The 25,271-nt window shown below is 62.4% G+C and carries 24 protein-coding genes and 1 pseudogene; 14 read left to right on the forward strand and 11 right to left on the reverse strand.

The genetic code is table 11. The features are described 5' to 3' along the window. Positions 1–243: 243 nt before the first annotated feature. Together JQ580_RS28360 and JQ580_RS28365 are read left to right on the forward strand one after the other, a co-directional pair. On the forward strand, positions 244–687 hold the full coding sequence (locus JQ580_RS28360; protein WP_212283816.1) for a hypothetical protein: 444 nt from the start codon (positions 244–246) through the stop codon (positions 685–687). Positions 688–1,089: 402 nt separating this feature from the next. Next, the gene (locus JQ580_RS28365) at positions 1,090–1,473 is read left to right on the forward strand and encodes a hypothetical protein (protein ID WP_212283818.1); all 384 of its coding nucleotides are present in this window, start codon (positions 1,090–1,092) and stop codon (positions 1,471–1,473) included. Between the two features lie 182 nt (positions 1,474–1,655). Here JQ580_RS28365 and JQ580_RS28370 read toward each other — a convergent pair whose 3' ends face one another. The 4 genes from JQ580_RS28370 to JQ580_RS28385 all read right to left on the reverse strand — a co-directional run bounded on the left by JQ580_RS28370 (position 1,656) and on the right by JQ580_RS28385 (position 6,066). Further along, positions 1,656–1,967, reverse strand: coding sequence for a hypothetical protein (locus tag JQ580_RS28370; RefSeq protein WP_212283820.1), 312 nt, complete (start codon positions 1,965–1,967; stop codon positions 1,656–1,658). 654 nt (positions 1,968–2,621) lie between these two features. After that, positions 2,622–2,813: a hypothetical protein gene (locus tag JQ580_RS28375; protein ID WP_212283822.1), complete on the reverse strand. Its 192-nt coding sequence runs from the start codon at positions 2,811–2,813 to the stop codon at positions 2,622–2,624. Continuing rightward, positions 2,792–3,472 carry a biliverdin-producing heme oxygenase gene (locus tag JQ580_RS28380; protein ID WP_212283824.1) on the reverse strand — a complete coding sequence of 227 codons (681 nt, stop codon included), beginning with the start codon at positions 3,470–3,472 and terminating at the stop codon, positions 2,792–2,794. Before JQ580_RS28380 ends, JQ580_RS28375 begins: the two co-directional genes overlap by 22 nt. Beyond that, on the reverse strand, positions 3,469–6,066 hold the full coding sequence (locus JQ580_RS28385; RefSeq protein WP_212283826.1) for an HWE histidine kinase domain-containing protein: 2,598 nt from the start codon (positions 6,064–6,066) through the stop codon (positions 3,469–3,471). Before JQ580_RS28385 ends, JQ580_RS28380 begins: the two co-directional genes overlap by 4 nt. Positions 6,067–6,236: 170 nt before the next feature. Here JQ580_RS28385 and JQ580_RS28390 point away from each other — a divergent pair, with 170 nt between their 5' ends. Then, entirely contained in the window at positions 6,237–7,229 is a 993-nt protein-coding gene (locus tag JQ580_RS28390; RefSeq protein ID WP_212283828.1) for an AraC family transcriptional regulator, read from the forward strand. A gap of 88 nt (positions 7,230–7,317) precedes the next feature. Here JQ580_RS28390 and JQ580_RS28395 read toward each other — a convergent pair whose 3' ends face one another. The 3 genes from JQ580_RS28395 to JQ580_RS28405 form a co-directional block, all read right to left on the reverse strand. Then, positions 7,318–8,850, reverse strand: a complete 1,533-nt coding sequence (locus JQ580_RS28395) for an FAD-dependent monooxygenase (protein ID WP_212283830.1) — start codon at positions 8,848–8,850, stop codon at positions 7,318–7,320. A gap of 224 nt (positions 8,851–9,074) precedes the next feature. Next, complete coding sequence (locus JQ580_RS28400; protein WP_212283832.1) at positions 9,075–9,419, reverse strand: response regulator; 345 nt, start codon at positions 9,417–9,419, stop codon at positions 9,075–9,077. Positions 9,420–9,481: 62 nt separating this feature from the next. Continuing rightward, positions 9,482–9,673 carry a hypothetical protein gene (locus JQ580_RS28405; protein WP_249134499.1) on the reverse strand — a complete coding sequence of 64 codons (192 nt, stop codon included), beginning with the start codon at positions 9,671–9,673 and terminating at the stop codon, positions 9,482–9,484. A gap of 557 nt (positions 9,674–10,230) precedes the next feature. On the opposite strand from JQ580_RS28405, the gene JQ580_RS28410 reads away from it, so the two are divergent. From JQ580_RS28410 to JQ580_RS28430, 5 genes and pseudogenes are all read left to right on the forward strand, one after another. After that, positions 10,231–10,569 (forward strand): hypothetical protein, encoded by a 339-nt coding sequence (locus tag JQ580_RS28410; protein ID WP_212283834.1) that lies wholly within the window; start codon positions 10,231–10,233, stop codon positions 10,567–10,569. 117 nt (positions 10,570–10,686) lie between these two features. Next, a pseudogene (locus tag JQ580_RS34380) lies at positions 10,687–10,782 on the forward strand (PBSX family phage terminase large subunit); the annotation flags it as partial. A 270-nt stretch (positions 10,783–11,052) separates the two neighbouring features. Beyond that, positions 11,053–12,321: a CaiB/BaiF CoA transferase family protein gene (locus JQ580_RS28420; protein WP_212283836.1), complete on the forward strand. Its 1,269-nt coding sequence runs from the start codon at positions 11,053–11,055 to the stop codon at positions 12,319–12,321. 129 nt (positions 12,322–12,450) lie between these two features. Next, positions 12,451–13,680 carry an acyl-CoA dehydrogenase family protein gene (locus tag JQ580_RS28425; protein WP_212283838.1) on the forward strand — a complete coding sequence of 410 codons (1,230 nt, stop codon included), beginning with the start codon at positions 12,451–12,453 and terminating at the stop codon, positions 13,678–13,680. A gap of 9 nt (positions 13,681–13,689) precedes the next feature. Then, on the forward strand, positions 13,690–14,253 hold the full coding sequence (locus JQ580_RS28430; RefSeq protein WP_212283840.1) for a flavin reductase family protein: 564 nt from the start codon (positions 13,690–13,692) through the stop codon (positions 14,251–14,253). Positions 14,254–14,276: 23 nt separating this feature from the next. On the opposite strand, the gene JQ580_RS28435 is transcribed toward JQ580_RS28430, so the two are convergent. Continuing rightward, entirely contained in the window at positions 14,277–15,185 is a 909-nt protein-coding gene (locus tag JQ580_RS28435) for an NAD(P)-dependent oxidoreductase (RefSeq protein ID WP_212283841.1), read from the reverse strand. A gap of 167 nt (positions 15,186–15,352) precedes the next feature. Between JQ580_RS28435 and JQ580_RS28440 the strand changes: the two genes are divergently transcribed. From JQ580_RS28440 to JQ580_RS28465, 6 genes are all read left to right on the forward strand, one after another. Then, the gene (locus JQ580_RS28440; protein ID WP_212283843.1) at positions 15,353–16,336 is read left to right on the forward strand and encodes an ABC transporter substrate-binding protein; all 984 of its coding nucleotides are present in this window, start codon (positions 15,353–15,355) and stop codon (positions 16,334–16,336) included. Positions 16,337–16,413: 77 nt separating this feature from the next. Continuing rightward, positions 16,414–18,108, forward strand: a complete 1,695-nt coding sequence (gene ilvD, locus JQ580_RS28445; protein ID WP_212283845.1) for a dihydroxy-acid dehydratase — start codon at positions 16,414–16,416, stop codon at positions 18,106–18,108. 82 nt (positions 18,109–18,190) lie between these two features. Beyond that, positions 18,191–19,036: an ABC transporter ATP-binding protein gene (locus tag JQ580_RS28450; protein WP_212283847.1), complete on the forward strand. Its 846-nt coding sequence runs from the start codon at positions 18,191–18,193 to the stop codon at positions 19,034–19,036. Then, a complete protein-coding gene (locus JQ580_RS28455; RefSeq protein WP_212283849.1) occupies positions 19,033–19,818 on the forward strand; it encodes an ABC transporter permease in 786 nt (261 codons plus the stop codon). Before JQ580_RS28450 ends, JQ580_RS28455 begins: the two co-directional genes overlap by 4 nt. Further along, on the forward strand, positions 19,818–20,582 hold the full coding sequence (locus tag JQ580_RS28460; RefSeq protein WP_212283851.1) for an ABC transporter permease: 765 nt from the start codon (positions 19,818–19,820) through the stop codon (positions 20,580–20,582). Before JQ580_RS28455 ends, JQ580_RS28460 begins: the two co-directional genes overlap by 1 nt. A gap of 37 nt (positions 20,583–20,619) precedes the next feature. Beyond that, the gene (locus tag JQ580_RS28465; RefSeq protein WP_212283853.1) at positions 20,620–21,666 is read left to right on the forward strand and encodes a 2,5-dihydroxypyridine 5,6-dioxygenase NicX family protein; all 1,047 of its coding nucleotides are present in this window, start codon (positions 20,620–20,622) and stop codon (positions 21,664–21,666) included. Here the strand turns inward: JQ580_RS28465 and JQ580_RS28470 are convergent. Genes JQ580_RS28470 through JQ580_RS28480 form a run of 3 tightly spaced genes read right to left on the reverse strand, consistent with a single transcriptional unit; the run spans position 21,663 to position 25,270 of the window. Continuing rightward, complete coding sequence (locus JQ580_RS28470; protein ID WP_212283855.1) at positions 21,663–22,655, reverse strand: 3-hydroxybutyryl-CoA dehydrogenase; 993 nt, start codon at positions 22,653–22,655, stop codon at positions 21,663–21,665. The genes JQ580_RS28465 and JQ580_RS28470 overlap by 4 nt on opposite strands. Before the next feature lie 3 nt (positions 22,656–22,658). After that, a complete protein-coding gene (locus tag JQ580_RS28475) occupies positions 22,659–23,747 on the reverse strand; it encodes an NAD/NADP-dependent octopine/nopaline dehydrogenase family protein (RefSeq protein ID WP_212283857.1) in 1,089 nt (362 codons plus the stop codon). Then, positions 23,744–25,270, reverse strand: coding sequence for a class I adenylate-forming enzyme family protein (locus JQ580_RS28480; protein ID WP_212283859.1), 1,527 nt, complete (start codon positions 25,268–25,270; stop codon positions 23,744–23,746). The genes JQ580_RS28475 and JQ580_RS28480 overlap by 4 nt, the downstream gene beginning before the upstream one ends. Between the last annotated feature and the right edge of the window lies 1 nt (position 25,271).

Here is a 25,271-nt window from a genome sequence, read left to right on the forward strand (position 1 = left end):
ACGACAAGACCGCTCGCAATTTCCTGGCCGCCGTATTGTTAGCCGCAACCCGCCTATGGGTGCGGTTTGAGTCCACGTCCTAGTCCTCCCCACCGAAGCTTGTTTGACACGTCGGGCAAAACACCGGCAGAATAGCATCATCGAGACGAACTTGTTTTGCGCCCGCGCCGGTTTTAATCCGCCGCGGGTTTTTTGCGTCCCGATGCAAGTGACGAATTGGATTGTACGCAACAGGGATTCCAAATGACCGAACCGGCAAAGACCAACTTACTTTCCCAGAACGCTCTCGCAAGAGCAGCTGCTCGCCGTGCCCTGAAGCAGCGGACGTTGACCGAAATCAAATCCTTGGCGCGGACGCATACCGCGCTCGGCATGAGGACTCTGGTGCAGATCATGCGCGACGAGAAAGCGCCCGCCCATGCACGTGTCGCGGCGGTTGCCGTCGTTTTCGATCGGGGCTGGGGCATGCCGCTACAGCCAGTTGCAGGCGAGGACGGCAAGCCGCTGGAATTCGTTCACCGCATCGAGCGGGTGATCGTGCATCCCCGCGACAACGTGAAGATGGAAGCGCATATCGAGGAGAGCGTGCAACGAATGCCGGTCAGCGTTCTCGGAAGCCTGGGGGCGGTACACGGTGACGATGCCTCCCACGAAGAACTTTGGTTGCAGTCGCAGGAGCAGGCATGAGCGACATACTTCAAAGGCTGCTTCAAGTGCGTGCGGAGCCGAATCCCGAAGCGACATGGCCCCAATGGATTGCAGACGCGCTCGCGTACAAGCCCGAGACGTTCGTTCCGGGAGTGCCATCCCCGAGTAACGTGGCTCCCGAGGAGGACCGGCGCAACATTCGGGTACTGGGCCGCGTCTCTGGGTGATACCGAAACAAGCGCACGGGACCCCGCGGGCTTGTTTTTTGGACGAGCTTTACTGCTTGTGAGCCCTTAGCCGACCCAAGTGAGCCATCGGTCGAGGGCTGCTTCTGACCCGTAGCGGACCTTTGCGGCGGTAGTTCTCGGCAGCTATGATGCCAGCCCATGAAGACAGCATTTGACATAGCAACGAGGCCTATCGTCGATGAGACTGGCATGCGTGTTCTTGTTGCTTGCATCGATGCAGTCCGTCGATGCGCAGCAGCAAAGCTCAAAATTAACTTTACGCTGCACTGGAACGAGTAGGTTGGTGGGTGAGCCCGGAGCGGAACTGGAATTTACTCCCCTCTCCAATCTCAGCATCATTGTGAGCGACGTCGATCAAACAGTGTCGTTCCAGGATAAGATCCTGCCGATCACGAAGATTACTCCCTTGCTTGTCGGGTTCAGCAGCCAATATGCGAGTGGGAAGCCGACCATCTCTGGCCGGATCGATCGGCTGACCAAGAGCGTCGAAATCGAGTGGACGTATGAAAACGTCGGCGAGAACACCCATTGGGAGCTTAAGTGCCGTCCCGAAGGTCCCTTTCGTGATCGGGGGTGAGCTGCTTTACTTCTTGCCTCAGTCCACGGCCGAGGATCTGTCGGTGGTCAGGGGTAGACCGGACCTAACTTAAACCCGGCACGACCGTCGCGATTGACCCGAAGCGGAAAGTCCAGCAACCGCCGGCGGACTCGTTGGCGAGGGCGAAGGTATAGGTGAAAAGATCAGCGACCGAGGTTATTTCAAATGCCATCGGAGTCCAATTTTTTTATGTTCACGCAGACCTGCTTGATTGATGCGGTCAACCTGCCGGCGATCTCAATAAGATGATCCACCTCTGGATCACCGCGAAAATCAGCTAGGATTATCCGAATACATTGATTTGCCAAATCCAACGTCCACGCCGCTCGCATCAATCCGTCAGGAGTCTGAAGGGTTGACATGTCCATAGTCGATACTGATTGAGCAATCGATTGGAGCTTGCGCACGGCGGGATGCGCGAGACGTTCCGGCGGCGTCTCCCTCGTGGCAAAAAGCCTGATAACATTCGGCATGATTGCGGCTACCAGAAACTGCTGCGGTTAGGTGCGGTTTGTTATTAGCGCGGCTTCTGCGGCCGCGCGGTTCATACTTGCCGATAGCTCGCTAGTGACAATGCTTTGGTCTGTGCGAACTCAGTTGTCGTTGCTTGCATCAAACGCGCCGATTGAAACGCAATAAAAAATTCAGCGATCAGGCGTATAATTGATGAATGAAATATCCAAAGAAACATCTAAGAACCCTATCGGTAAATGGCATAGCGATGCTCTGAACTACTTGTTTCACCGGGTTTGCAAACTAGAACGTGCAGCGGGGAAGTAACTCAACGAGCTTTGATCTGCGCATCAATGGCTCCCGGCATATTTCAAATATGTGCACGCAGTACGGCCCGCCCGGCCCGAACCACCGCGTCGACGCATCCTCGAGTCGATGCTGGCTGTCACCCGACCCAAGCCACGTGCCCGTCAGGCCGCACAGCTACCGCGCCGGTACATCCTGGCGACAACGTGAAGATAGAAGCGCTGAGCCTTCGGTCAAGGGTTGCTTCTGACCCGTAGCGGACAAATCCCAGAATTGGCTGCTGGGCTACCACCCTGTTGCGATCGCTCCGATGTTGCCTCGGTATGTGGCCCTCGCGCCGCAAGACGCGAATTGCCGACTCGTCCTGGCTACTCTGATGAGACCGGTTTCAGCAAGTGAATCATCTCCAGGGCCGCTTCGGCCTGCGACGCCTTCTTCAATAATTCGTCGCGCGATTGTCCGGGGGGCAGTAGTTCAGCAGCAGCCTTCAAGCGACGCGCCTCGCTTGCGATACGTTCTTCGAAAGTAACGCTATGCTTTATTCGGCGTCGTTTTCCCATGCAGAGCCCTCCCGGTGAAGAGAGCTTTGACCAAAATTCAAGCCGCCAGCTCCGGAAAGGTAGTTTGTTGCGCTGGTCGTACGTGCGCCATGCAAAAAGCAGCGAAACGCGAGGTTTGCAGCAACGCAGGCCCTTGAGATCGCGGACGCGTCTTCGTCGATTGCCGACAGCGACGATTTGAAACTCCGCCAGAGAGGTTCGCGGGAGCCGTGACGAAGAAATGCCGTTCCTTGTCGAGCGTTCTCAGTGGATTTGCTGAGTTCTTGCAAGATCACGCCGGCACCGAGACGGCTCCCCTCCAGGACGTAACTCCAGCCAAGGAGAGTGCCGCGGTCGGGCGGAATGTCCAGCCGGAAGATATCCGGCGACGAGATGCCGTAGTGTCTGAGGTCGGCCACCAAGCACTCGCGCCGCGATCGTGCTTCCCAGTCTGGCAGAACTTGCCTAATTCCAGCACGCTCGAGCGCAGTTTCGATCGAGACCACAGGCCAGTTCGACAGCAGAAATGCTCGATAAGCCCTAGGATGCCGCAAGGAAGCCAGATTGAGTTGGCTTTCGATCAGCCGATGCATCGCATCCGTGCTCGATCTCAGCTGCTCATGGGCAGAAGCCGGCTTGGACTTCAGGGTTTCTGTCGACGAAGGCGATGCCGGGTTCATTGCCGCGCTTCGCCTACATCGTCAGCCGATTGACTTGGACCCATCAGCTGCGTCAGCGCCGCGACCATTCTCGACCGGTGGTATGGCTTTGCGACCACAGGTACCGTGGCATACGCCTCGCCCAGCGCCATGCCCTTGCTATAACCGGTGCCGAATGCAAACGACAGGCCGAGACTCTGAAGCTGTCGGGCGATAGGAAGACTGTTTTCTGCGCCTAAATTGATATCCAGCAAAGCGAAGGTAAACTGCAGCCGATCCAACTGCGCCAACGCTTCAGCCACAGATTTGGCGATAACGATGATTTCGGCGCCGAGGCTTCGAAGCATATCCTCGGCATCGATGGCGATGAAAAGGTTATCTTCCACCAGAAGACAGCTCTTGAGGAGCGGCGCGAACGCCATCCGGTCGACAGCGACATCCTGATCGACGCGGCCGCCCGAAGACGCTTGCTCGGTCTCAAGCACACAGTGAGCAATGGAGGCGGGAAGGACCAAATCGAGGCAGTATCCCGCGGGCAAAAAACGGGGACTGCTCGAACCGTTCAGTTCGAAGGGAATGATTTGCTCAAGGATCGTCGAGCCAAACCCTCGGCGCGTGGGCGAAGAGACCATCGGCCCTCCCGTTTCGCACCAAGCTACAATGACGTTGCTCAAATCGTCCTGCGAGGTGGTCACGGTGATCCGGCCGGCAAGCGTAGATAATGCGCCGTACTTGCGAGCGTTGGTAACGAGTTCATGAACAACGAGAGTGATGGGGGTGAAAGCACGCGGCTGCAGCAGCACGTCCGGACCGTGCAGGACGACCTGCCCTTCGAACTTCCCGTAAGTTTCGATTTCCGCTCGCAACAGCGCATGAAGGGAATTCGACTTCCAGTCGCTGGAGGTCAGGATGTCATGTGCGCGCGCCAGCGACCGAACACGATGGTCGACACTTTCAACGAAGTGCCTAATATCGGTCGCCGCGGCCGCGCTCTGGGAGACCAGGCCGCGCACCAAGCCCAGGATATTGCGAACACGATGATTCAGCTCGGCGATGAGGATATCCTGGCTTTGTTCGGCCGCGGCCCTGCGAGATTGCGCGGAATCCGTTATACGCAACACGAGCTCTATCAAGGTCGCGCGCAGGGCCTCCGCTGCGCTTATTTCTCTCGCGCGCCAATTTTCGGATTGGTTCTGAACCAATTGACGCCAGGCTTCGAAACTTTTGCGAGGGGTCAGGCGAACGCCATGAGGTCCCACGATCTCCGGCTTGGTCGGCTCGCCCGCCCAAGTGACGGTCTTGGCGACCTCCCGGCGAAAAAATACCACATAATCGCGGGGAATGCGGGATATTGGAATTGATAGAACGCCGGCGGCCCTCATCGGATAGTCAGCTGCGGGCGGAAATGCGTCGCTGATGCAATTCGTCGCGAATACCCTCCCGGAAGCGGTCCGGTTCAAGAAGCGAACAAGTTGCAGAAATTCCTCACGAGTCGGCGTAACCCCGCTCAGGCTGATATGCCCGTCGATATAAATCCCGACGCCGTCTGATGGAATGTAGTCCGACATTCCGGTAAGGAATTCGGGAATATTTCGAAGCGAACCGTCAGGCGCAGCGAAGGCGGCGGCAATCTGGTCGTGGACTACACGGGTTCTCCGTTCGAAGGCGGCCTCGTCCTCGCGCTCTCTCGATTCCAGCATATAGGAAAACATCTGTCCGAATAGTTCGGCCGTCGAGCGAACCTCGAGGTCAACGCTGATCGGTTCGCGATGGTGGCAAGCGATTAGCCCCCAAAGTTCTCCGCGTAGCAGGATCGAGATCGACATTGAGGCACGGACGCCCATATTGCGGAGATATTCCAGGTGAATTGGCGAGACGCTTCGCAGGCTGCTCATTGAGAGATCGAGTTGATCTGTCCCGGGCACCGCTGCAGGCAACAAAAGCACTGGCTCGGCATCGACGTCGGCAATGATGCGCAGATAGTTTCTGCGATACAGGGCGCGCGCCTGAACCGGGATATCCGATGCCGGATACCGCAAGCCAAGAAATGAAGGCAGGCCGCTCGCGGCCGATTCCGCCACCACCTCGCCGGTGCCGTCCTCACTAAAACGATAGACCATGACGCGGTCGAAGCCCGTCAGTGCGCGGATTTGTCGCGCCGCTTCGCGGTAGATCGACTGCGGGTTTGTTTGGTGCTCGACCCGCGCCAGCATGGACCGCAGCACACTGAGCGGCGCATGTCGCAATCCGGTTGCGGGTTCGAACTCAAGGACCGTTTCTCTTCCGCTGATATGAACCGCGACGTCGAACAGCGGCCCATCAGCTTTCAAGGTCTGTCCAAACAAGCGTTCGACAATTCCCGTACCGGCCACGGTCTGCAGACGGCCGCGGATATCGTGCAAAAGGTCGGCATTGAGGGCCCGATCGACAGGACTCCCAATGATTTCGTTCGGGTCGACTTCCAGATAATGGCTCACATTGGCGGACGCACGGAGAACCTGCCAATCCGTGCTGACGGAAATGAGAAACCCGATAGGCTGAATTCCCCCAAGAAGGTGTATTTGCTCTGTATCACAACTTGTAAGGGAGGTCCCTGCCGCTGGCATCAAGATCATTTTCGCCTCAGTCGACTAGCCGGAGCTGGTTCGGGACGGTGCGTCGCTACCGGGCCCTACTGAGGGGGTTAAACGAGCGAATCGACTACTCAAGGAGTGCAGCGTCACTTAGATTAGATGCATCCCCATACCGGGATGGCCCTTGAAGCACCATTCTGTGAGGTTTCCGAATGCAGACAACAGCAGTGGCGCTCAACCAGTTTCCAATCGTCGACACGCACGACGAAGCGGTCATGCGCGAGACCATGATAACCCGATACGGAGCTCAGCGTTTCGAGGCCGCCAAATCCCCGGACTTTCTTGGCCGCTCGGCTGTCGCACATCTGGGATCGGTCTCGCTGGTGATGTGCGGCTATGGCGCGCCCGCGATGGCAGAGTTTCCGGAGGCCGGCTTTGTCAGATTGCAATTTGCGTTTTCGGGCAATGCGCGGACGACAATTGCCGGCCGGTCTTTTGAGGTAAATGCAGCGCGGCCCTGCGTCATTCCAGCCGGGCGTCTATGCCGCCTCGAATTTGGCAGCGGCTACCAGCAGATCCTGATTCGCGCAGAGCAGGATGCATTGGAGCGAAGGCTCGCAGCGTTAATTGGTGCCAGGCCGCGAGGCTCGATTGAATTCGTGCAAGCGATCGAGAACGACCACCTCAACGGGCTCAAAAACCTGATCCGTTTCGTGGCCAGCGAGATGGCAAACTCTTCCGTTCATTTACCGCACTTTTTGCTGGAGCAATTCGACGAGCTTCTGCTGGTCGCATTCCTCAAGGCCGTGCCGAATTCATTCAGCGACGCTTTGCAGAGGAGCCCGCGCGAGGGCGCTGTACGCCATGTCCGGCTCGTCGAGGAGTATATCGACGCGCATTGGCAACTTCCAATCTCCGTCGAACATCTAGCCAATGCCACGGGCGTGGGGGCGCGAACCATCTTTGCAACCTTCAAGCGTCATCGTGGATATACGCCCTTCGCTTATCTAAAAATGGTGCGACTGAAAAATGCCAGGGAGCAGCTGCGATCTCCCACCGAGACGATGTCAGTGACGAACGTCGCATTGCAATGCGGGTTTTCGAACCTTGGGCATTTTGCAAGAGACTATCGCGAAGCCTTTGGGGAGCTTCCCTCAATGACTTTGGCAAGGTCTTTCGGTAGAGCTTTGGCAGGGCAACCGTAAGATTGACAGGTTCGATCCGCCACCAAACGCACTGTCCTTCTGAAGACTGTTTTTGGCGCCCGGCACATTTGGAATATGCGCGCGCGCCCTACGGCCGTCCCGGTCCGAACCACCGCGTCAACGCAGCATCGAGCGCGCATTGGCTCTCGTCGCCCACCCAGGCCACGTACCCGTCAGGCCGCACCAGCACGGCCCTTGGCGCGGTGACCTGTCCGATCACCGGAAGCTCCCAGGGGCCATCGGTGCGGACATTGACGACATCGATCCGATTGGCCCACGGCGTTACGTCAGTGCCGCCCCGCTTGCCGAAATCGATCAGCACGCCCCGCGCGCCATGCAGCAGCGTGAACAGTCTTCGCGCCTGGCCGTCGATCGTCAGATCGAGATCGGGCATGCGCCGTCCCAGCAGCGTGTGGCCGTCGCCGAGATCGTAGGCGATGTCGAGGCCGCTCATCATCGCGCCGACGCGCCGGCGTGCCTCGTCGATGGCGAGCAGGTCGGCGATCACCTCGCGCGCGGCCTTGCGGCCGTCATCGCCGCGGCGGAGCAGGGCGATCTGCGCCATGGTGGTTTTCAGCACGCGCGCGGCCACCGGATGGCGCTCGGCGTGGTAGCTGTCGAGCAGGCTGTCCGGCGAGAGGCGCTTGACCACCTGCGCCAGCTTCCAGCCGAGATTGACGGCGTCCTGCACACCGAGGTTGAGGCCTTGCCCGCCGACGGAGTGATGGATATGCGCGGCATCGCCGGCGAGCAGCACGCGGCCCTTGCGATAGGACACCGCCTGCCGCGCCGCATCGGTGAAGCGGGAGATCCAGGCGGGATTGTTCACGCCGAAGTCGGTGCCGTAGACCGCGACGAGGGCCTCGCCGAGATCGCGCAAGGAGGGCTCGCCGGCGCGCGCCAGCGTTGCTTCCGTCAGCACGACCAGCACGCGGCCGCTCTCGGTCATGCTCAGGCCGTGAAAGCCGAGCGCATCGTGGCGCAGGCCGAGCTGCGGCGCCTCGCGCATCTCGACCTCGGCCATGAGGTTGCTGAGCGTCGGCGAGCTGCCGGGGAAATCGATGCCGGCCGCCTTGCGCACCCGGCTGCGGCCGCCGTCGCAGCCGACGAGATAGTCTGCGCGCAAGGTCACACCGCTGGAGAGCATCACGTCGATGCCGGTTTCGTCTCGTTCGAAGCTCGTGACCTCGACGTTGCGATAGATCGGCACCCCGAGCTCTTCGGCCCAGTCCGCCAGGATGCGCTCGATGCGGCTCTGCCGCAGGGCCAGCCCGTAAGCGTGCCTTGTGGGGAGGTCGCTGATGTCGAGCCGCGTCCAGGCAAAGCCTGCGAGCTGGACGATCTGTCCGTCGCGCAGGAAGCGATCGGCGACGCCGCGCTGATCGAGGATCTCGATGCTGCGGGCATGCAACCCGCCGGCGCGCGTGCCGACGAGATCCTGGCTCGCGCGCCGCTCGAGGATGGCGACGTCGATCTTTGCGAGCGCGAGTTCCGCGGCCAGCATCAGTCCGGTCGGGCCGCCGCCGGCGATCACCACGGCATGGTCGCGCGGCACCTGGTTCCCCGCGTCGGCCTGCTGTGACTGACGGCGGGAACGGGACGTCGGAAGCAGGACAGGCATGTTGACCCCTCGGCTTGGTGTTGGGCCGGGGGTTCTACGGCAGAGGCCGGGACTTGAAGCAAGCCCGTTGCGCACCACATATCGAGTTGGGAGGAGGGGTTGCTTTTCCCGCGTTCGCCACGTTGACGCGTCGGGCAAAACACCGGCATAGTGGCAGCATCGGAACAGTTCGATTTCACCCGCGCGGGAGCCGCCCGCTGCGGGTTTTGTTTTGCGGTGCGCGGTCAGCCAATGCCGGTGGTTCGCTCCATGACGGCGACGAGTTCCTCGAACGAGAACGGCTTGCGGATCATCGGCAGGCCGTCGCGCCGGGGTTCGCGCCCCGACACCTGCAGCACCTTCAGCTCCGGGCGCGCGCGCCGCGCCAGCTCGGCCAGCTCATGGCCATCCATGCCCGGCATGTTGATGTCGGTGATGAGGATGGAGATGTTCCGGTTCTGCGCGAGCTGCTCGAGTGCATCGGGGCCGCTTCGGGCTTTCACCACGTTGCAGCCGAGGTCCTCCAGCATGTCCACCATCACGTCGAGCACGCCGGGGTCGTCGTCAACAACCAGGACTGTGTGGGTCATCGCAGCAGACTTCCTATCAGCAAGAACTCAACGCTCCGCTCGACGGGCAAGTTCCGGATAGCCTAGTCGTCCCTCGACAAATCGCCGGGCCTGGTGGGCAGCTCGATGGTGCCGCCCTCGCCGTGCACGAGGTCGCGGCCGCTGTCCCCGGTTTCGGCGGCGTCCTCGATGGTCGCCTCCTGCACGCCACGCTTCCCGTCGCTGCGCGGCTTGTCATCGCCGTGCGCTATCTCTCGATGTGTCGGGCTCATCATCGCGGTCCTCCTGATCGACCAACGCCGGCCGGGCACGTTCGTTCGTTTGACTCGTCGGGCAAAACACCGGCAGAATGACATCATCGAAAGACGTCTGGCTCAGCCCGTGCGGGGAATATCCGCGGCGGGCTGTTTCATTTCAACGGGGCTTTGACACGTCGGGCAAAACACCGGCATGATGACATCATCGAGACGAGTTCGGTTCACCCGCGCGGAGCACATCCGCCGCGGGTTTTTTCGTCTCGGTTTCGCAATCGGACGGCGGCGGCGCATTGCGGCCACGCACTCGTCAAACCTGGAGCGCCGATCGGCGCGCCGCCGTCCGAACCATTGCCGGCCGTGCACGCGCGAACGTGCCGGCCCGCGGCGCAGGGCCCATTGGCCCCCGCCGCTGCGGTCTCCGGACGACACGGAGATAGGGTTCGCGCCCGAAACGATCGCGCCTCGCCTGGCGCGATCTGCCGCGCATTTTGTTCGCATGGAGGGATGATGACCGCCTATCTGATGTCGCTCGCGCTCGCGGGCCTGATCGCAATCGTGCTGTGGGAGACGCTGTCGTGAACGAGCAAGTCGAAGGCGAGCTCGCAAGCGAGCCGTCCCCCAAGCCCGCGGTCCGGAAGACGTCGCGGGCACGAACGCTGACCGAGATCCGCTCGCTGGCGCGCAGCCATACCAGGACGGCTCTCAGGGTGCTGGTCGGCATCATGCGCAGCGACGAGGCCACGCCGGCCGTGCGCCTTTCCGCGGCCAACGCCATCCTCGATCGCGGATGGGCCAAGGCCGCGCAGCCGATCGAGGGCGGCGAAGACGGCACGCCGGAATGGGTCCACCGGGTCGAGCGTGTCATCGTGCGTCCGGACGATGCCGTCGCGGGCGATGCCGGCCCGACGGCCTGAGGTGCGGATATTCCGTTTGTTGTTCGTGGAGAAAGCGGGCAAGGGGCGAGCGAGAGAATCGGTCCGCGATGAGGCGCAGGCGCATCGCGCCTGTCCTGAGGCGAGCGAGCGTAGCCATTGTCCATCCTGAAAATTCCGACGGCGAAGATCTTCGAGCCGCTGCTGAAACCTGCGCGCTACAAGGGCGTCTACGGCGGACGCGGATCGGGCAAGTGGCTGCGTTGAGCAAGAGGCGTAGTTTCCCGTGATGTGGAACGTGATCTTCTCAGGCTAACGTGACCTTCTCCAGTTAGAGTCGCTGCGCAAGATGCGCGCAGCCTCCATACGCTCAAATATCAACGGCCCGGCAGCTCAGCAGCTGCCGGGCGTTTTTGCGTTTCAGGCGCGCGAGCGAGACCCTTGCGAAGTTGGCGGCGCCGGGCTTTAAGTTCGCTCTTGCGGGAAATTCGGCGGCCATAAGCCGATGTAAAGGGAGCGCCAGAGATGCCGACCAAGCCTCAATTGCCGGAACGTTCGCCGCGAGCGACGGACGCGCCGAGTGCGCTCGACGGCCTGCTGGTCATCGATTTCACGCGCGTCGTCGCCGGCCCGGCCTGCACGCAGACGCTTGCAGATTTTGGCGCGCACGTCATCAAGATCGAAAATCCCGATGGTGGTGACGATACCCGCGCCTACGAGCACGCAGAAATTGGCGGCGAAAGCGCCGCCTATCTCAGCCTGAACCGCAACAAGCGCGGCATCGCGCTCGATCTTGCCGTACCGGAAGCCCGCGAGATCGCGCTAGATCTGATCCGCAAGGCGGATGTGGTCGTGGAGAATTTCTCGAGCGGCGTCATGAAGAAGTTTGGGCTCGACTATGAGGCGGTCGCCCCGCTCAATCCCCGCCTGGTCTATTGCTCGATCTCCGCCTACGGGCGCTCCGGGCCGTTCGCCTCGCGCCCCGGCTTCGATCCCATCACGCAGGCGGAGAGCGGCTTCATGTCGCTCAATGGATTTGCCGACGGGCCGGCGGTTCGTACTGGCCCGCCGATCGTGGACATGGCGACGGGGATGTCTGCCTGTAACGCCATCCTGCTGGCGCTGTTGGCGCGGGACCGGCTCGGCCGCGGGCAGCGCGTCGAAGTCGCCTTGTTCGACGTTGCGATGGGGATGACCGGCTTCTACGGCATGGCGTATCTCATCAATGGCGAAAATCCCGGCCGGTTCGGCAACTCACCGAGCGGGTCTCCCACCGTCGGCGTCTATGAAGCTTCGGACGGGCCGCTTTACATGGCCTGCGCCAACGATCGGCTCTATCGCCGGCTCGTGGTTGAAGTGTTCAACCGCCCGGATCTCATCAACGATCCGGAGTTTGCCACGCGCAAGGCCCGCTCCGATAACAAGGAGCTTTTGCGCGCAGCCATCGCAGAGGTCTTTGCCGGCGATACGCTCGAGAACTGGATGTCCAAGATGAAGCAGGCCAATATTCCGGTCGGCTATCTCCGGACGGTGGAGGAGGGATTCAATGCGCCGGAGGCTCGCGAGCGCCATCGCTTGAGCCGCATTCCGCACCCTACAGCGGAATGGGTGCCGAACATCGAGCCGCCGATTACCATGGGCCTGACCGGCACGATCGATCCCGTTGCAGCCCCTCTGCTAGGTGAGCATACCGAGAACGTCCTGCGCAGCATGCTTGGTTATGACGAGCGTCGGATCTCCGAGTTGACCCGGAAGGGCGTCTTTGGCTCGGGTAAGCCCTCGACGCCGGTCTAAGCCGGCGCGGTCGGTCCCCAGGCAACCGGCATCGCGCGGCATCGGAAGCGATGGAATTGTGGCGCGGGCTGCATTGACTTGATTTGGTGAAGGGCCGGCCGCATAAATATACGAAAGTGAGGGACACGAATGGCGCCTGGTCGAAAGCCGAGCATGGGGCGGCCCACCGGGCCGGAAGCCGGCGAAAGCGCCTATGCGGCAATGATCGCAAAAGCCCGGGCCCTCGTGCCGCGACTACGAGAGCGGGCGGTGCGAACGGAGGAGTTGCGGCATCTCCCGTCGGAAACCGAGACGGATCTCCATGAGGCCGGCCTGTTCCGGATGCTCCAACCGGCACGGATTGGCGGCGCCGAGCTCGACTATGTCGCTCTTGTCGACTGCGCTGAACTGCTCGGACAGGCGGATGCGTCGGTCGCCTGGAATCTCGCCAATCTGGCAAGCCATCATTGGATGCTCGGCATGTTCGAGCCGAGGGCGCAGGATCTGGTCTGGGGTCGTGATCCCGACGCGCTGATCGCGTCCTCGTTCATTTTTCCTGCCGGACGCGCCACGCGAGTCGCGGGCGGATACCAACTGCACGGCAGCTGGCCGTTCTCGTCCGGCGTGGCCTCCTGCGAATGGAACATGCTTGCAAGCGTGGTCTACTCCGACGACGAGGCGGACGGTATCGAGTATCGGATTTTTCTGCTGCCAAAGGCCGATTACAAGGTGCTGGACACCTGGAATGTCGCGGGACTGCGCGGGACGGGGTCCTGCGACGTGGAGGTCAGGGATGCCTTTGTGGCTGACCACATGACGGTCGGCGTCGGTGATCTCTCAGGCGGCCCGACGCCGGGAAGCACGGTCAATCCAAATCCGCTCTATGCGCTGCCCGTATTCTCGCTATTCCCATACGTCCTCTCCGGCGTCGCGCTGGGGAATGCGCAAGCGTGCCTCGACGATTACACAGAGGTCGCACGTCACCGTATTTCGACCTACAATCGCGCCAAGCTGAGCGATTTCCAGAGCACCCAGATCAAGATCGCGGAGGCCTCGGCGAAGATTGACGCCGCGCGCCTGATCATGCGGTCGGCCTGCCTCGATGCCATGGAGGAGGCGCGGCGCGGTCACATCCCTGACATGGCGACCAAGACCCGCTATCGGCGCGACGGATCTTTCTCGGTGAATTTGTGCACGGATGCGGTTTCGATGCTGTTTGCCGCGAGCGGCGCGCGCGGTCTGTTCACGACCGGCGTGTTGCAGCGGCAATTCCGCGATGCGCACGCGATCAACTCACATCTCGCATTCAATTTCGATGCGGCCGGCACGAACTATGGACGGGTGGCGCTGGGCCTGCCGTCTGAAAATCTCACGCTGTGAGGCCGGCCGATGAATGATCTGCCGCAGCAGCCCGGCGCTCCCGATCCCGCCAACGAGTTCGCGAGTGACAGCTCGTCGATCGATCCTCGCGACTTTCGCAACGCACTCGGAACCTATGCAACGGGCGTAACGATCATCACGGCCGCAGCGCCCGACGGCAAGCCCTACGGACTGACGTGCAATTCGTTCGCCTCGGTCTCGCTGAACCCTCCGCTCGTCTTGTGGAGTCTGGTCGTCTATTCCTCGAGTCTGACCATCTTCCAGAACGCCAGCCACTTCACGGTCAACGTGCTTGGAGCTTCGCAACAGGCGCTTGCGACAAAATTCGCCAAGTCGTCCGACGACAAGTTCACGGGTGTGGACTGGACGCCGGGCCTCGGCGGAGCGCCGGTGCTTGCGGAGAGCGTCGCCAATTTTCAATGCCGCTCCGTGAATCGCTACTATGGCGGCGACCATGTGATCTTCCTCGGCGCGGTCGAGGCCTATACCTACGGTGCGAAGGAGCCGCTGCTCTTCGCGCGAGGCACGTTCGGCCGATTTCAAGCAGATGACGAGCGCAAGACGTCACCTTGACGCGCCCCAGATGGGTCGACAGCTTAGCGCTCCACCGCTGAAAGCTTGTAAAGTTCCAGCGCGTCCGCTTCCGCGCCGCGTACGACCTTGGCCAGCCTGAAAAGCTGCCCCGCGAGCGAGGCCATCGGCACCGGCGTTGAAGTTGCCTGAGCGACATCGGCGACCGTATCGAGATCCTTGAGCATCGTGGCGATGTGACCAAGCGGGGGCGAGTGAATGCCTTGCACCATTCTCGGCACGAAAAGCTGAAGCGGGATCGAGTCCGCGAAGCCGCCGGCGAGCGCTTCGGGCAGGCGATTGGCGTCGATACCGGCGTTGACGGCCAGACGCGTGGCTTCTGCCAGCACGGCCATCGCGCATCCCACGATCACCTGATTGCAGAGTTTCGTGGTCTGGCCGGCGCCGGTCGGACCCATGTGGGTGAACCTGCGCGCCATGGCCAGCACGTAGGGGCGTACCCTCTCGATCTCGTCTGCTTCTCCGCCGGCCATGATCGCAAGGGTGCCTTCCTCGGCGCCCTTCGTTCCGCCGGAAACCGGCGCATCGATCCAGCCGGCGCCATTGGCGGCTTTCAGTCGCTTTGCCAGATCGCGCGCGGCGTCAGGATGTATCGAGGAGAAGTCGACGACAAGCTTGCCTGCGCCCGGCGCCGCTGCCAGCCCCTCAGGCCCGAAGATCACCTCCTCGACGGCCGCGGCATCCGTCACGCACATGAAGGCGATATCGACGTTCGTCAGGAGATCACGAGGCGTGACCGCGCGCCTGGCTCCGGCCTCGGCGAGTGGAGTTACCTTGCTCTCCGAACGATTCCAGACAGTGACCTGATGGCCGGCCTGGAGCAGGCGTCGGGTCATCGGCGTTCCCATCAGGCCAAGGCCGAGATAACCGAGTCTGTCGACGTCCCGCGGGTTTGTGTTGCTCGCCTCAGCCATAGGTTGCCTCCGTCTGTCGCAGCGCGACGCCGCTTTATCATACATTGCGCATCGGGCGGCAAAACCGTCGGGCTCGCATGGCTTGCCTGATTGTTTGAACCATGAAAGATTTGACCCGGTCGGGGTTGGGTGGCGCCTGTCGGCGCCGGAGCAGCGGAGTGGGCACGATGCGAACCGTTTCGAAATGGATCCTGGCTTTGGGGGCAGTGGCGGCGGTGAGCGGCGGGGCAAGCCCGTCACGGGCGCAGCAGACGATCCGCGTCGGCTGGACGATCCCGGCCGAGGAATCCAAGTATTGGATGATGCGCAGGCCGACCGAATTTCCCAATATCGGCAAGGCCTACAATATCGAATGGACCCAATTCCAGGGCACTGCGCCGATGACGCAAGCCTTGGCAGCCGGCGCGCTGGACTGCGCGACGCAGGCGCCGCTGTCGCTCGCCAACGGTGTGGTCGGCGGCAATCTCAAGGCCTACATCGTGGCGCAGCACGTGTTCGAGAAGCCCGGCGGTTTCTCGGTCTATTGGGCCGTCAAAGACGACTCCGCGATCAAGACGATCGCTGATCTCAAGGGCAAGACGGTCGGCATCTCCGTGATCGGCGGCGGCACGCAAGGCCCGTTCAACCTGCTCCTGAAGCAGAATGGTGTCGATCCGGCCAAGGATATCAAGCTGGTCGAGGTCGGGTTTGCCGTCTCCGAGGATGCGCTGCGCCAGGGCCGTGTCGACGCCGTCAACATGAATCAGCCTTTTGCCGCGCGCGCGGAGGCAAAGGGCGGCACACGGAAGCTGTTCTCATTGTCGGAGGCCATGCCGAACATCGTGCATATCCTGGAAGCCTGCCGCGCCGATTTCGTCGACAAGAACCCGGAACTCGTCAAGGCTTACGTCCGCGATATCACCTCGGGCATGAAGAAGGCTCTGGCGAACCGCGAGGAGACTCTCAAGGTCGTCAACGAAGTCCTGAAGGCGCCCATCCCGGTGCTTGAGACCTACCTGCTCAAGGACAACGATTTCGGCCGTGATCCAGGTGCGGCGCCGAACTTCCCGGCGATCCAGAAGATGCTGGACATCTACGCCGAGACCGGAATGCTTCCGAAACTGGATGTTGCGCAATTCAAGCATCCGACGATCGTCGCCCCACTGCAATAGGCGGCCAGGCGGATGATCCGAACCCGTCCGCGCAGCGTCCCGGGTCATCCCGGACGGGGCAAGAACAAGATGCACGTATGAAGAAGTTGCGATCACGAGTCACGACAGACGGCCTCGACCGGGCCCCGCACCGCGCGTTCATGCGCGCGATGGGGCTCGACGACGCTGCGATCGCCAGGCCGATGGTGGGCGTCGTCAGCATGAAGGGCGAGCAGACTCCCTGCAACATGACCCACGACTTCCAGGTGGCCGCGGCCAAGACCGGCATCGAGGAAGCCGGCGGCACGCCGCGTGAATTCTCGACCATTTCGGTGTCCGACGGCATTAGTATGAACCACGAGGGCATGAAGTTCTCGCTATTTTCGCGCGAGCTGATCGCCGACTCGATCGAGGCCGTCGTTCATGGTCTGGCCTACGACGCGCTGATCGGATACGGCGGATGCGACAAGACGCTTCCCGGCGTGATGATGGGCATGGTTCGCTGCAATGTGCCCTCCATCTTCATCTACGGCGGCAGCTCGTTGCCGGGCCGCGTGGACGGGCGTACGCTGACGGTGCTCGATTCCTATGAGGCCGTCGGCAGCTTCATGACTGGCGAGATCGACGGCGCCACGCTCGAGCGCATCGAGCGTGCCTGCCTGCCGACGATCGGCGCGTGCGCCGGCCAGTTCACCGCGAACACCATGGGGATGGTCTCGGAAGCGATGGGACTGACCATTCCCAACGTCTCGATGGTGCCCGGTGTCTATGCAGAACGTGCGCAAATCTCGCGACGGGCCGGACGGCTGATCATGGAAATGCTGGCGCGCGGCGGGCCGCTGCCGCGCGACATCGTGACACGGAAGTCCCTCGAAAACGGCGCGGCGATCGTCGCGGCGACGGGTGGCTCGACCAATGCCGCGCTACATCTGCCCGCCATCGCCAACGAGGCCGGCATCGCGTTCACGATCGATGATGTGGGCGAGGTCTTTGCCAGGACGCCGCTGATCGGGAATCTGCGGCCCGGGGGCAAGTACACCGCAAAGGACGTTTACGACATCGGCGGTGCGGCGGTGGTGATCCGCGAGCTGATCGCGAGCGGTCACATCGATGGCAGCTGCATCACCATCACCGGCCGCACGCTTGACGACGAGTATGGTGCGGCCAACGCACCCGATGGCGAGGTGGTTTACGCGTCTCGCGCACCGATCATGCCTGATGGCGGTGTCGCGGTTCTGAAGGGAAATCTCTGTCCCGACGGGGCGGTGATCAAGGTTGCGGGTTTGAAGAGCCAGTTGTTCGAAGGCGTGGCGCGCGTGTTTGAGGATGAAGAGGCTTGCGTCAAAGCGGTTCGTGATCGGAGCTACAAGGCGGGCGAGGTTCTCGTGATCCGCAATGAAGGCCCGGTCGGCGGTCCCGGCATGCGCGAAATGCTCGGCGTGACCGCACTGATCTACGGGCAGGGCATGGGCGAAAAGGTGGCGCTGATCACCGACGGCCGGTTCTCCGGCGCCACCCGTGGCATGTGCGTCGGCTACGTGGCCCCCGAGGCATTTGTTGGCGGTCCGCTCGCGCTCGTTCGCGACGGAGACAAGATCCGGATCGACGCCGCGAACCGGCGGATGGATGTCCTGCTCGATGAGCAGGAACTCGCCGCGCGTCAACGAGATTGGAAGCAACGCCCGCCGCGTCACCGGGCAGGCGCGCTTGCCAAATATGCGCGGCTGGTCGGGCAGGCGCCGGGCGGTGCCGTGACGCATGAAGGCCCGGCGGAATGGCCGTGGTTCGAATGAGGCATCGTACGGGTGCGAGAACGACCGCCTGTCTGGCAGGCTTCTTGCTAAGCTCGTGTCTCACGGTAAGGCGAGCGACGGAATGACGGTAGTGCCTGCGAGATCGAGCCAATGGGTGAGACCGGTGACATCACAAGAGCCGGCTTCTGCGATCATCGAGATCGACCACGTCTCGCAGATCTTTCAGACTTCGGCGCGCAAGGACCATGTGGCGCTTTCGGACATCTCGTTGACGATTGAAGAGGGCGCCTTCGTGTCCATCCTTGGGCCGTCAGGCTGTGGCAAGTCCACACTGCTTTATATCGTCGGCGGTTTCGTCAGCCCGACCAGCGGCTCGGCGAAGATCAAGGGGCATGCGATCACTGGGCCGGGTCCGGATCGTGGCCCGGTGTTCCAGGAGTTCGCGCTGTTCCCCTGGAAGACCGTGCTGGGCAACGTGATGTACGGCCCGCGTCAGCAGGGCGTGCGCGCCGCAGAGGCGGAAGCGCAGAGCCGGGCCCTGATCGAAATGGTTGGCCTCAAGGGCTACGAGAACTTCTACCCCAAGGAATTGTCGGGCGGTATGAAGCAACGCGTGGCGCTGGCGCGGACGCTGGCCTACCATCCCGAGGTGCTCTTGATGGACGAGCCGTTCGGTGCGCTCGACGCGCACACAAGGACGCGTCTGCAGAACGACCTCCTCAGCATCTGGGAGCGCGACCGCAAGACGGTGCTGTTCGTCACACACTCGGTGGACGAAGCCGTCTTTCTCTCGGATAAGGTCGTGATGATGTCGAAATCTCCCGGCCGCATCCGCGAGGTTATCGACATCGATCTACCGCGACCGCGTCGCCGCAACGAGCTGCTGCTCGACCCGCGCTATCAGAAATACGTCGTCGATATCGAGCGCATGTTCGATGAAAGCGACGAAGCCGGGCCCGCCTCGTGATGTCGCCGGCCGCCTTGCTCAGACGGGTCGCCCCGGTGCTGGCCTGCATCGGATTGCTGGCAGTGTGGCAGGTTGCATCCCTCGCGCTCAAGAACGACAGCTTCCCGACGGCAACTGAGGCGATCCGGGCAATTCCGGATATTCTCGGCGACAAGGAGTCCCTGATCAACATTCTGGCGTCGCTGCGCCGGATGGCGCTCGGGTTCGGTGTGGCGGTGCTGGTTTCGATTCCGCTGGGCCTATTGATGGGACGCAGCCGGAGCGTCGCGGCGTTTTTCAATCCGCTTCTGATGGTGATCTATCCGGTGCCGAAGGCCGCCTTGATGCCGATCATCATGCTCTGGCTGGGCGTCGGCGACGTCACCAAGACATTGGTGATCTTCCTGGGCGTCAGCCTTCCCGTGATCTATCACAGCTTCGAGGGCGCCAAGGCGGTTGAAGAGAAGATGCTGTGGTCGGGTGCCGCGATGGGGCTTTCGCCCGCACAACGCCTGGTGCGGATCGTGTTGCCCGCAGCGCTGCCGGAGATCCTGACCGGCTGCCGCACTGGGCTGGTGCTGGCGCTGATCACGATGATCACCAGCGAGATGATCGCCCGCCAGTCCGGCGCCGGCAACATTCTTTTCAATGCGCTCGACATGGGCCAGTACGACACCGTCTTTGCGATGATCATCATCGTGGGGGCGATGGGAATCTGTCTCGACGCGATCTTCGAAAGGGTTCGTGCCAGACTCGTCCGTTGGTCCGAACCTCAGTTCGACATGCCGCTGAGCTTCTCGTGATGCCGCGCCTTGTCTCCACAAACGCCCTTCTTGGGATTGCCCCGATCGCGCTGGTCATTGCCTTATGGCAAGGCCTGGTGTCATTCGGCTTCGCGCCCGCCGTCTTGCTGCCGCCGCCGGCCTTTGTCTTCAGCCGGCTGCTCCAGCAGCTCGTGACGTGGACGTTTCAGCAGGAAATCGCGGCAACCCTGATCCGGCTGTTTGCAGGGTTCGCGATTGCGGTCGTGCTGGGTGTCAGTATCGGCATTGCCGCCGCCGCCAATCCGGTGATCAATGCCGTGGTCCGGCCGATCGTCCGCGTACTGGCCCCGCTGCCCAAGGTGGCGCTCTATCCGGCGCTGCTGTTGTTGCTCGGATTCGGCCACGGATCGAAGATCACATTGGTAGCCGCGGACGCACTTTTTCCCATTCTGCTCTCGACGTATTATGGTGCCTCGACCGTCGAACAAAAGCTAATCTGGTCGGCGATGGCAGCGGGAACGCGACGCTACGAAATCCTGTTCAAGGTGGTGTTGCCGGCAGCGATGCCGTCGATCCTGACTGGATGCCGGATCGGGCTTGTCATTTCCTGCATCGTGGTGTTTCTGGCCGAGATGATCACGTCAACGGACGGATTGGGGCACGCGCTCGTGACCGCGGCGCGAACATTTCAGGCCGTCGACATGTTCGTGCCTCTGATCACGATCTCGCTGCTGGGCCTGACCCTGAATGGCCTGCTCGGGGCGCTGCGCTCGTATCTGCTGCGGGGCTTTCCCGAGGCCTGAACCGACCAAGAAGAAACCAGAAGACCGGGAGTGAACCATGCTGGCTGATCGCATTGAGGCAAAATGGATCGACGCATTTTGCGAGATCTTCGAACGCTGCGCCGTCAAGGCCGGCGATACCGCGGCGATCCTCTCCGAAACCCAGTCACGTGCGTTGAACGTGCATCTGGCGGAACTCGCGCTGCTGCGCATGGGTGCGCGGCCGTTTCACGTGGTGATGCCGACGCCGCGCAACCGGCATATCGTTCCGGTTCGCTCGACGGGGGCAAGCGAGGCGATCCAGAAGCTTGGTCCGGTCATCACCGCGCTCCAGCAGACGGGTTTCGTGGTGGATTGTACCATCGAGGGCTTGATGCACGCGGTGGAGACGCCGGAAATCCTCAAGGCCGGCGCGCGAATCCTGGTGATCTCCAACGAACATCCCGAGGCGCTGGAGCGGATGGTGCCGGATACCGCGCTCGAGAAGCGCGTCCGTGCGGCGGCGAAGATGCTGCGCGGGACCAAGCGGATGCGGGTGACGTCGAAAGCCGGCACCGCGCTCGATGTCGATATGGTCGGTGCGTCCACCGTCGGTGTGTGGGGCTGGACCGACAAGCCCGGCACGCTGGCGCATTGGCCCGGTGGGATCGTCGTCAGCTTTCCCAAGAGCGGGACGATCAACGGCAAGCTGGTGATGGCGCCCGGCGACATCAACCTGACCTTCAAGCGCTATCTGGCGTCGCCGGTGATGATGACCTTGAAGGATGACTATGTCGTCGAACTCGAAGGCGATGGCACGGACGCCGCGATGATGCGCGCCTATCTCGCGGCGTGGGGTGATCGCGAAGCCTATGCGGTCTCGCATGTCGGTTTCGGCATGAACCCCGGTGCGCGCTATGAAGCGCTGTCGATGTACGACCAGCGCGACACCAACGGCACGGAGATCCGGGCCGTCTCCGGCAATTTCCTGTTCTCGACCGGTGCCAACGAATTCGCCGGCCGCTATACGGCGGGCCATTTCGACCTGCCGATGATGGGAACGACCATCGAGCTCGACGGCGTCGCGGTCGTTCGCGAAGGCGTGTTGCAGGACGTCTTCGGCTAATTGCGGTCGAGCACGGGCGGGCGAGCCAGGTCAAAGTGGCGAAGCAGGTCGACCATGGCCTGAAGCCGCTTGACGCGATAGGCATCGACGTCCATGCCCGTATAGTCGAGAAAGCCGCTACCCGTGCGTAAGCCGATCCGGCCTTCATGCATGTTGCGTGAGATGACGTCCGGCGCGCGATAGCGGTCGCTGCCGAGCGCGCCTTCGAGATAGCGACTGGCATAGTACAAGATGTCGCCGCCACCCCAGTCGATGAACTCGAGCAGTCCGAGCACGGCATAGCGGAAACCGAAGCCATAGCGGATCGCCTTGTCGATCTCCTCTGCACTGGCGACGCCTTCCTCGACCATGCGCGCGGCCTCGTTCATCGCCAATGCCTGGATGCGCGGAACGATGAAGCCGGGCGTCGCCGCACACACGACCGGCACCTTGCCGATGCCTTCGAGCAGAGCCTTGACCTCGTCGATGATGGCAGGATCGGTGGCTTTCCCGGGCGAAACCTCGACAAGTGGAATGAGGTAGGCAGGGTTGAGCCAATGCACGTTGAGAAAGCGGCGGGGATTCAAGATTGCCCCGGATAAATCGTCGACGAGGATGGTCGACGTTGTCGACGCGATGATCGTGTCCGGGCCGATCTGCTTGGAGGCCGCCCCCAGCACCTCGCGCTTGAGTTCGACGACCTCGGGAACGCCCTCGAACACCATTCCGGCGTCCGCCAACGCCGCGCCGCTCTGGCGCTCCGGCACGACCGAGACTCGCGCGATCAGCGGATCAACATCCGCCTCGGTCAATAGCCCCAGCTTCGACAGACTGGCGAAGGTCTTCCCGACCTCGCCCAGCGCGTCCGCCTCCAGCTTCGCGAACTCCTCCGCGGAGCGCGCCTTGATGTCGATCATCGTAACCTTGTGCCCGGCGTAGGCGAATGCGACGGCGATGCCGCGCCCCATGCGGCCGGCCCCCAGACAGACGATGCTAGCGCGATTGGTCATCGATCAGAATCCATTGCGGAGCACCGTCTGCAATTCGTCCTTGCTGAGAGTGTCGAGCCCCAGCGTCTCGAGCGTCCGGCCGCCTTGCGCAAAATCCTCGCTGCAAATCGCGCCGCCGATCGACAGGAACGCTTTGGCCAGCGGCGTGGCCACGCCGGCCAGTCCGGCGACCGACACCAACAGCGACAGCCCAAGCCGGAGGTCCTCACGCATGTAACGGTGCTCCGTCAGCACGATCCGCTCGCGCCAGTCGCCTGAGTCCGTCAGCCGGTCATGCGAGCCGCGCCCATACATCCAGATCTCTCCTTCCTTCGCATAGTGATGAGCGAGCGGGAAATGCGGCGCGCCGTAGCCGAAGGCTTCGCGCACGGCGATCCGCTCGGCGTCAAGTGCGTCCGTCACCCGGCGGGTCGCGGCCTGCGTGCCTTCCTTGTGGATGTCCCAGCGCTCGAAATGCTCGATGGGACCTGCATTCATCACGATCAGCGGCGGATGGATGATCGGGCCGGCATTCATCAGCGCTCCGGACAGCGCATCTCCGCACGGCTCGATCGCGTCGGGGAAAGCGCGTCCGATCACGTCAAGCGCGTGAGGTGCGTGGTCGAGCGGGAACACCCCAACCGGAAGCCGTTTGGCGCGGATTGTGATCGCGACCTCGAACGGTCCGTGCTTGCGGGTCAACCACGGCAGCGTGCCGGTTTCGGCAAAGCTTGCCTTGGCCTGGTTGCCGGCGTCCCGCGCCGCTTGGGCGAAGATGATCGAGCCGAATGTCGCCGGTGGCAGGAAAACGACCTGGCCGTCCCGCAGATGCGGGGCGAGCAGGCGCGCGATATCGGTCTGCGCGAAGGCGGGAGCGGGGCACAGGATCAGCTCGGTGCCGCTGACCGCCTCGGCGATATCGGTCGTAACCAGGGCGAGCTTCACGTCGTGGCGGCCGTTGTGATCCTTCATAACAATGCGCGAGCCGGCAGCGCGATGCGCCGCCACCTGGTCGGCATCCCGGCGCCAGAGCCGCACCTCATGCCCCGACAGCGCAAAATCGCTCGCGGCCGCGAAAGAGCCGTTTCCCCCACCCAGAACTGCAATCTTCAAGAGTCTTCTCCTTGCGCGCGGGACTGCGCATCGAGCTGCTTCAGCAGGAAATGCTGGACTTTGCCCAGCGCCGTGCGCGGCAGGTCGGCGACGAAGACGATGTCGCGCGGCACCTTGTAGCGGGCGAGCTGCGCCTGGAGATGGCCTCGCAGTTCGCCCGTCTCGAGCCGGCAGCCGGATCGGGGGATGACATAGGCGATCGGCACCTCGTCCCAGCGCGGGTCCGGCCGTCCGATCACGGCGCATTCGCTGACATCGGGGTGTTCGAGCAGGACGCGCTCGACCTCGGCCGGATAGACGTTTTCCCCGCCAGAAATGATCATGTTCTTCTTGCGGTCGCGGACCCAGAAATAGCCGTCGGCGTCGCACAGGCCGATATCGCCGGTGCGATACCAGCCGTCGTGCAACGCATCACGCGTTGCGGCCTCGTTGCCCCAATATTCGAAGAAAACATTGGGTCCGCGCACCGCGATCTCGCCCGGCGTGCTGGGAGGCACCTCATTGCCGGACTGATCGACCACCTTCGCTTCGCAGCACAGGCCGGCAAGCCCGGTCGATCCCGCCCGCGACAGGTCGCCGCCGAGCCGCGTGTAGACGGCGATCGGGCAGGTTTCCGTCGAGCCATAAACTTGAAGTACCGGGACATCGCGCGCGACGAAGCGCTCGATCAGATGCGGCGGCACGATGGTCGAGCCTGTCGCGACGGCCTTGAGTGACGAGAGATCGGCCTTCGCCCAGGTTGGATGCTCGCTTACGGCCTGGATGATCGCAGGTACCATGACCGTAAGCGTCGGCCGCTGGTGCTCAATGGCCGCGAGCGCTGTGTCCGGCGCGAAGCGGGCGTGAATGGTGACAGTTGCGCCCAACTGAAGCGCCGGCGTCGTCTGGATGTTGAGGCCGCCGACGTGGAAAAATGGCAGTACGGTCAGCACGTGGTCGTCGGACGTCATGTTATGCATGTGCTGGCTCATGACGCCGTTCCAGAACAACGCTTCCTGGCGCAGCACCGCGCCTTTCGGCCGCCCGGTTGTCCCGGACGTGTAGACGATCAGAAGCGGGCAGGTGAGATCGGTGTGCGGATTTCGGCTGCTGCCATCGCTGTGCGCCAGCAGGTCTTCGAATGTCGTGCCGTGAGGCGGCGTGAAGTCGAGGCCGACAACGGATGTCCCCGTCGCAAGCTCGGGGAGAACGCCCTGGAATGCCCGCTCGAGCACCAGCACCTTGGCGCCCGCATCGCTGAGGATGAAGAGTTGCTCGGCGACCGCGAGCCGCCAGTTCAGTGGCACGAGCATCGCACCCAGCCGTGCACATGCGTAGAGCAGGACCAGATAGTCCGGACGGTTCAGGCTGAGGATGGCGACGCGGTCGCCGCGGCCGACGCCGAGCTCCTGCTTCAATGCCGTCGCAGTGCGCGCGATGCGTGCGGCGAACGCGGCATAGCTGAGTCGCTCGTCCTCGAAGGCAATGGCCGTCTTGTCTGGCGAAAACGCCGCGTTGCGATCGATCAGACTGCAAAGGTCCACC

Origin of the sequence: Bradyrhizobium sp. SZCCT0148 (assembly GCF_018129985.1) — a bacterium.
Taxonomy (GTDB): domain Bacteria; phylum Pseudomonadota; class Alphaproteobacteria; order Rhizobiales; family Xanthobacteraceae; genus Bradyrhizobium; species Bradyrhizobium japonicum_H.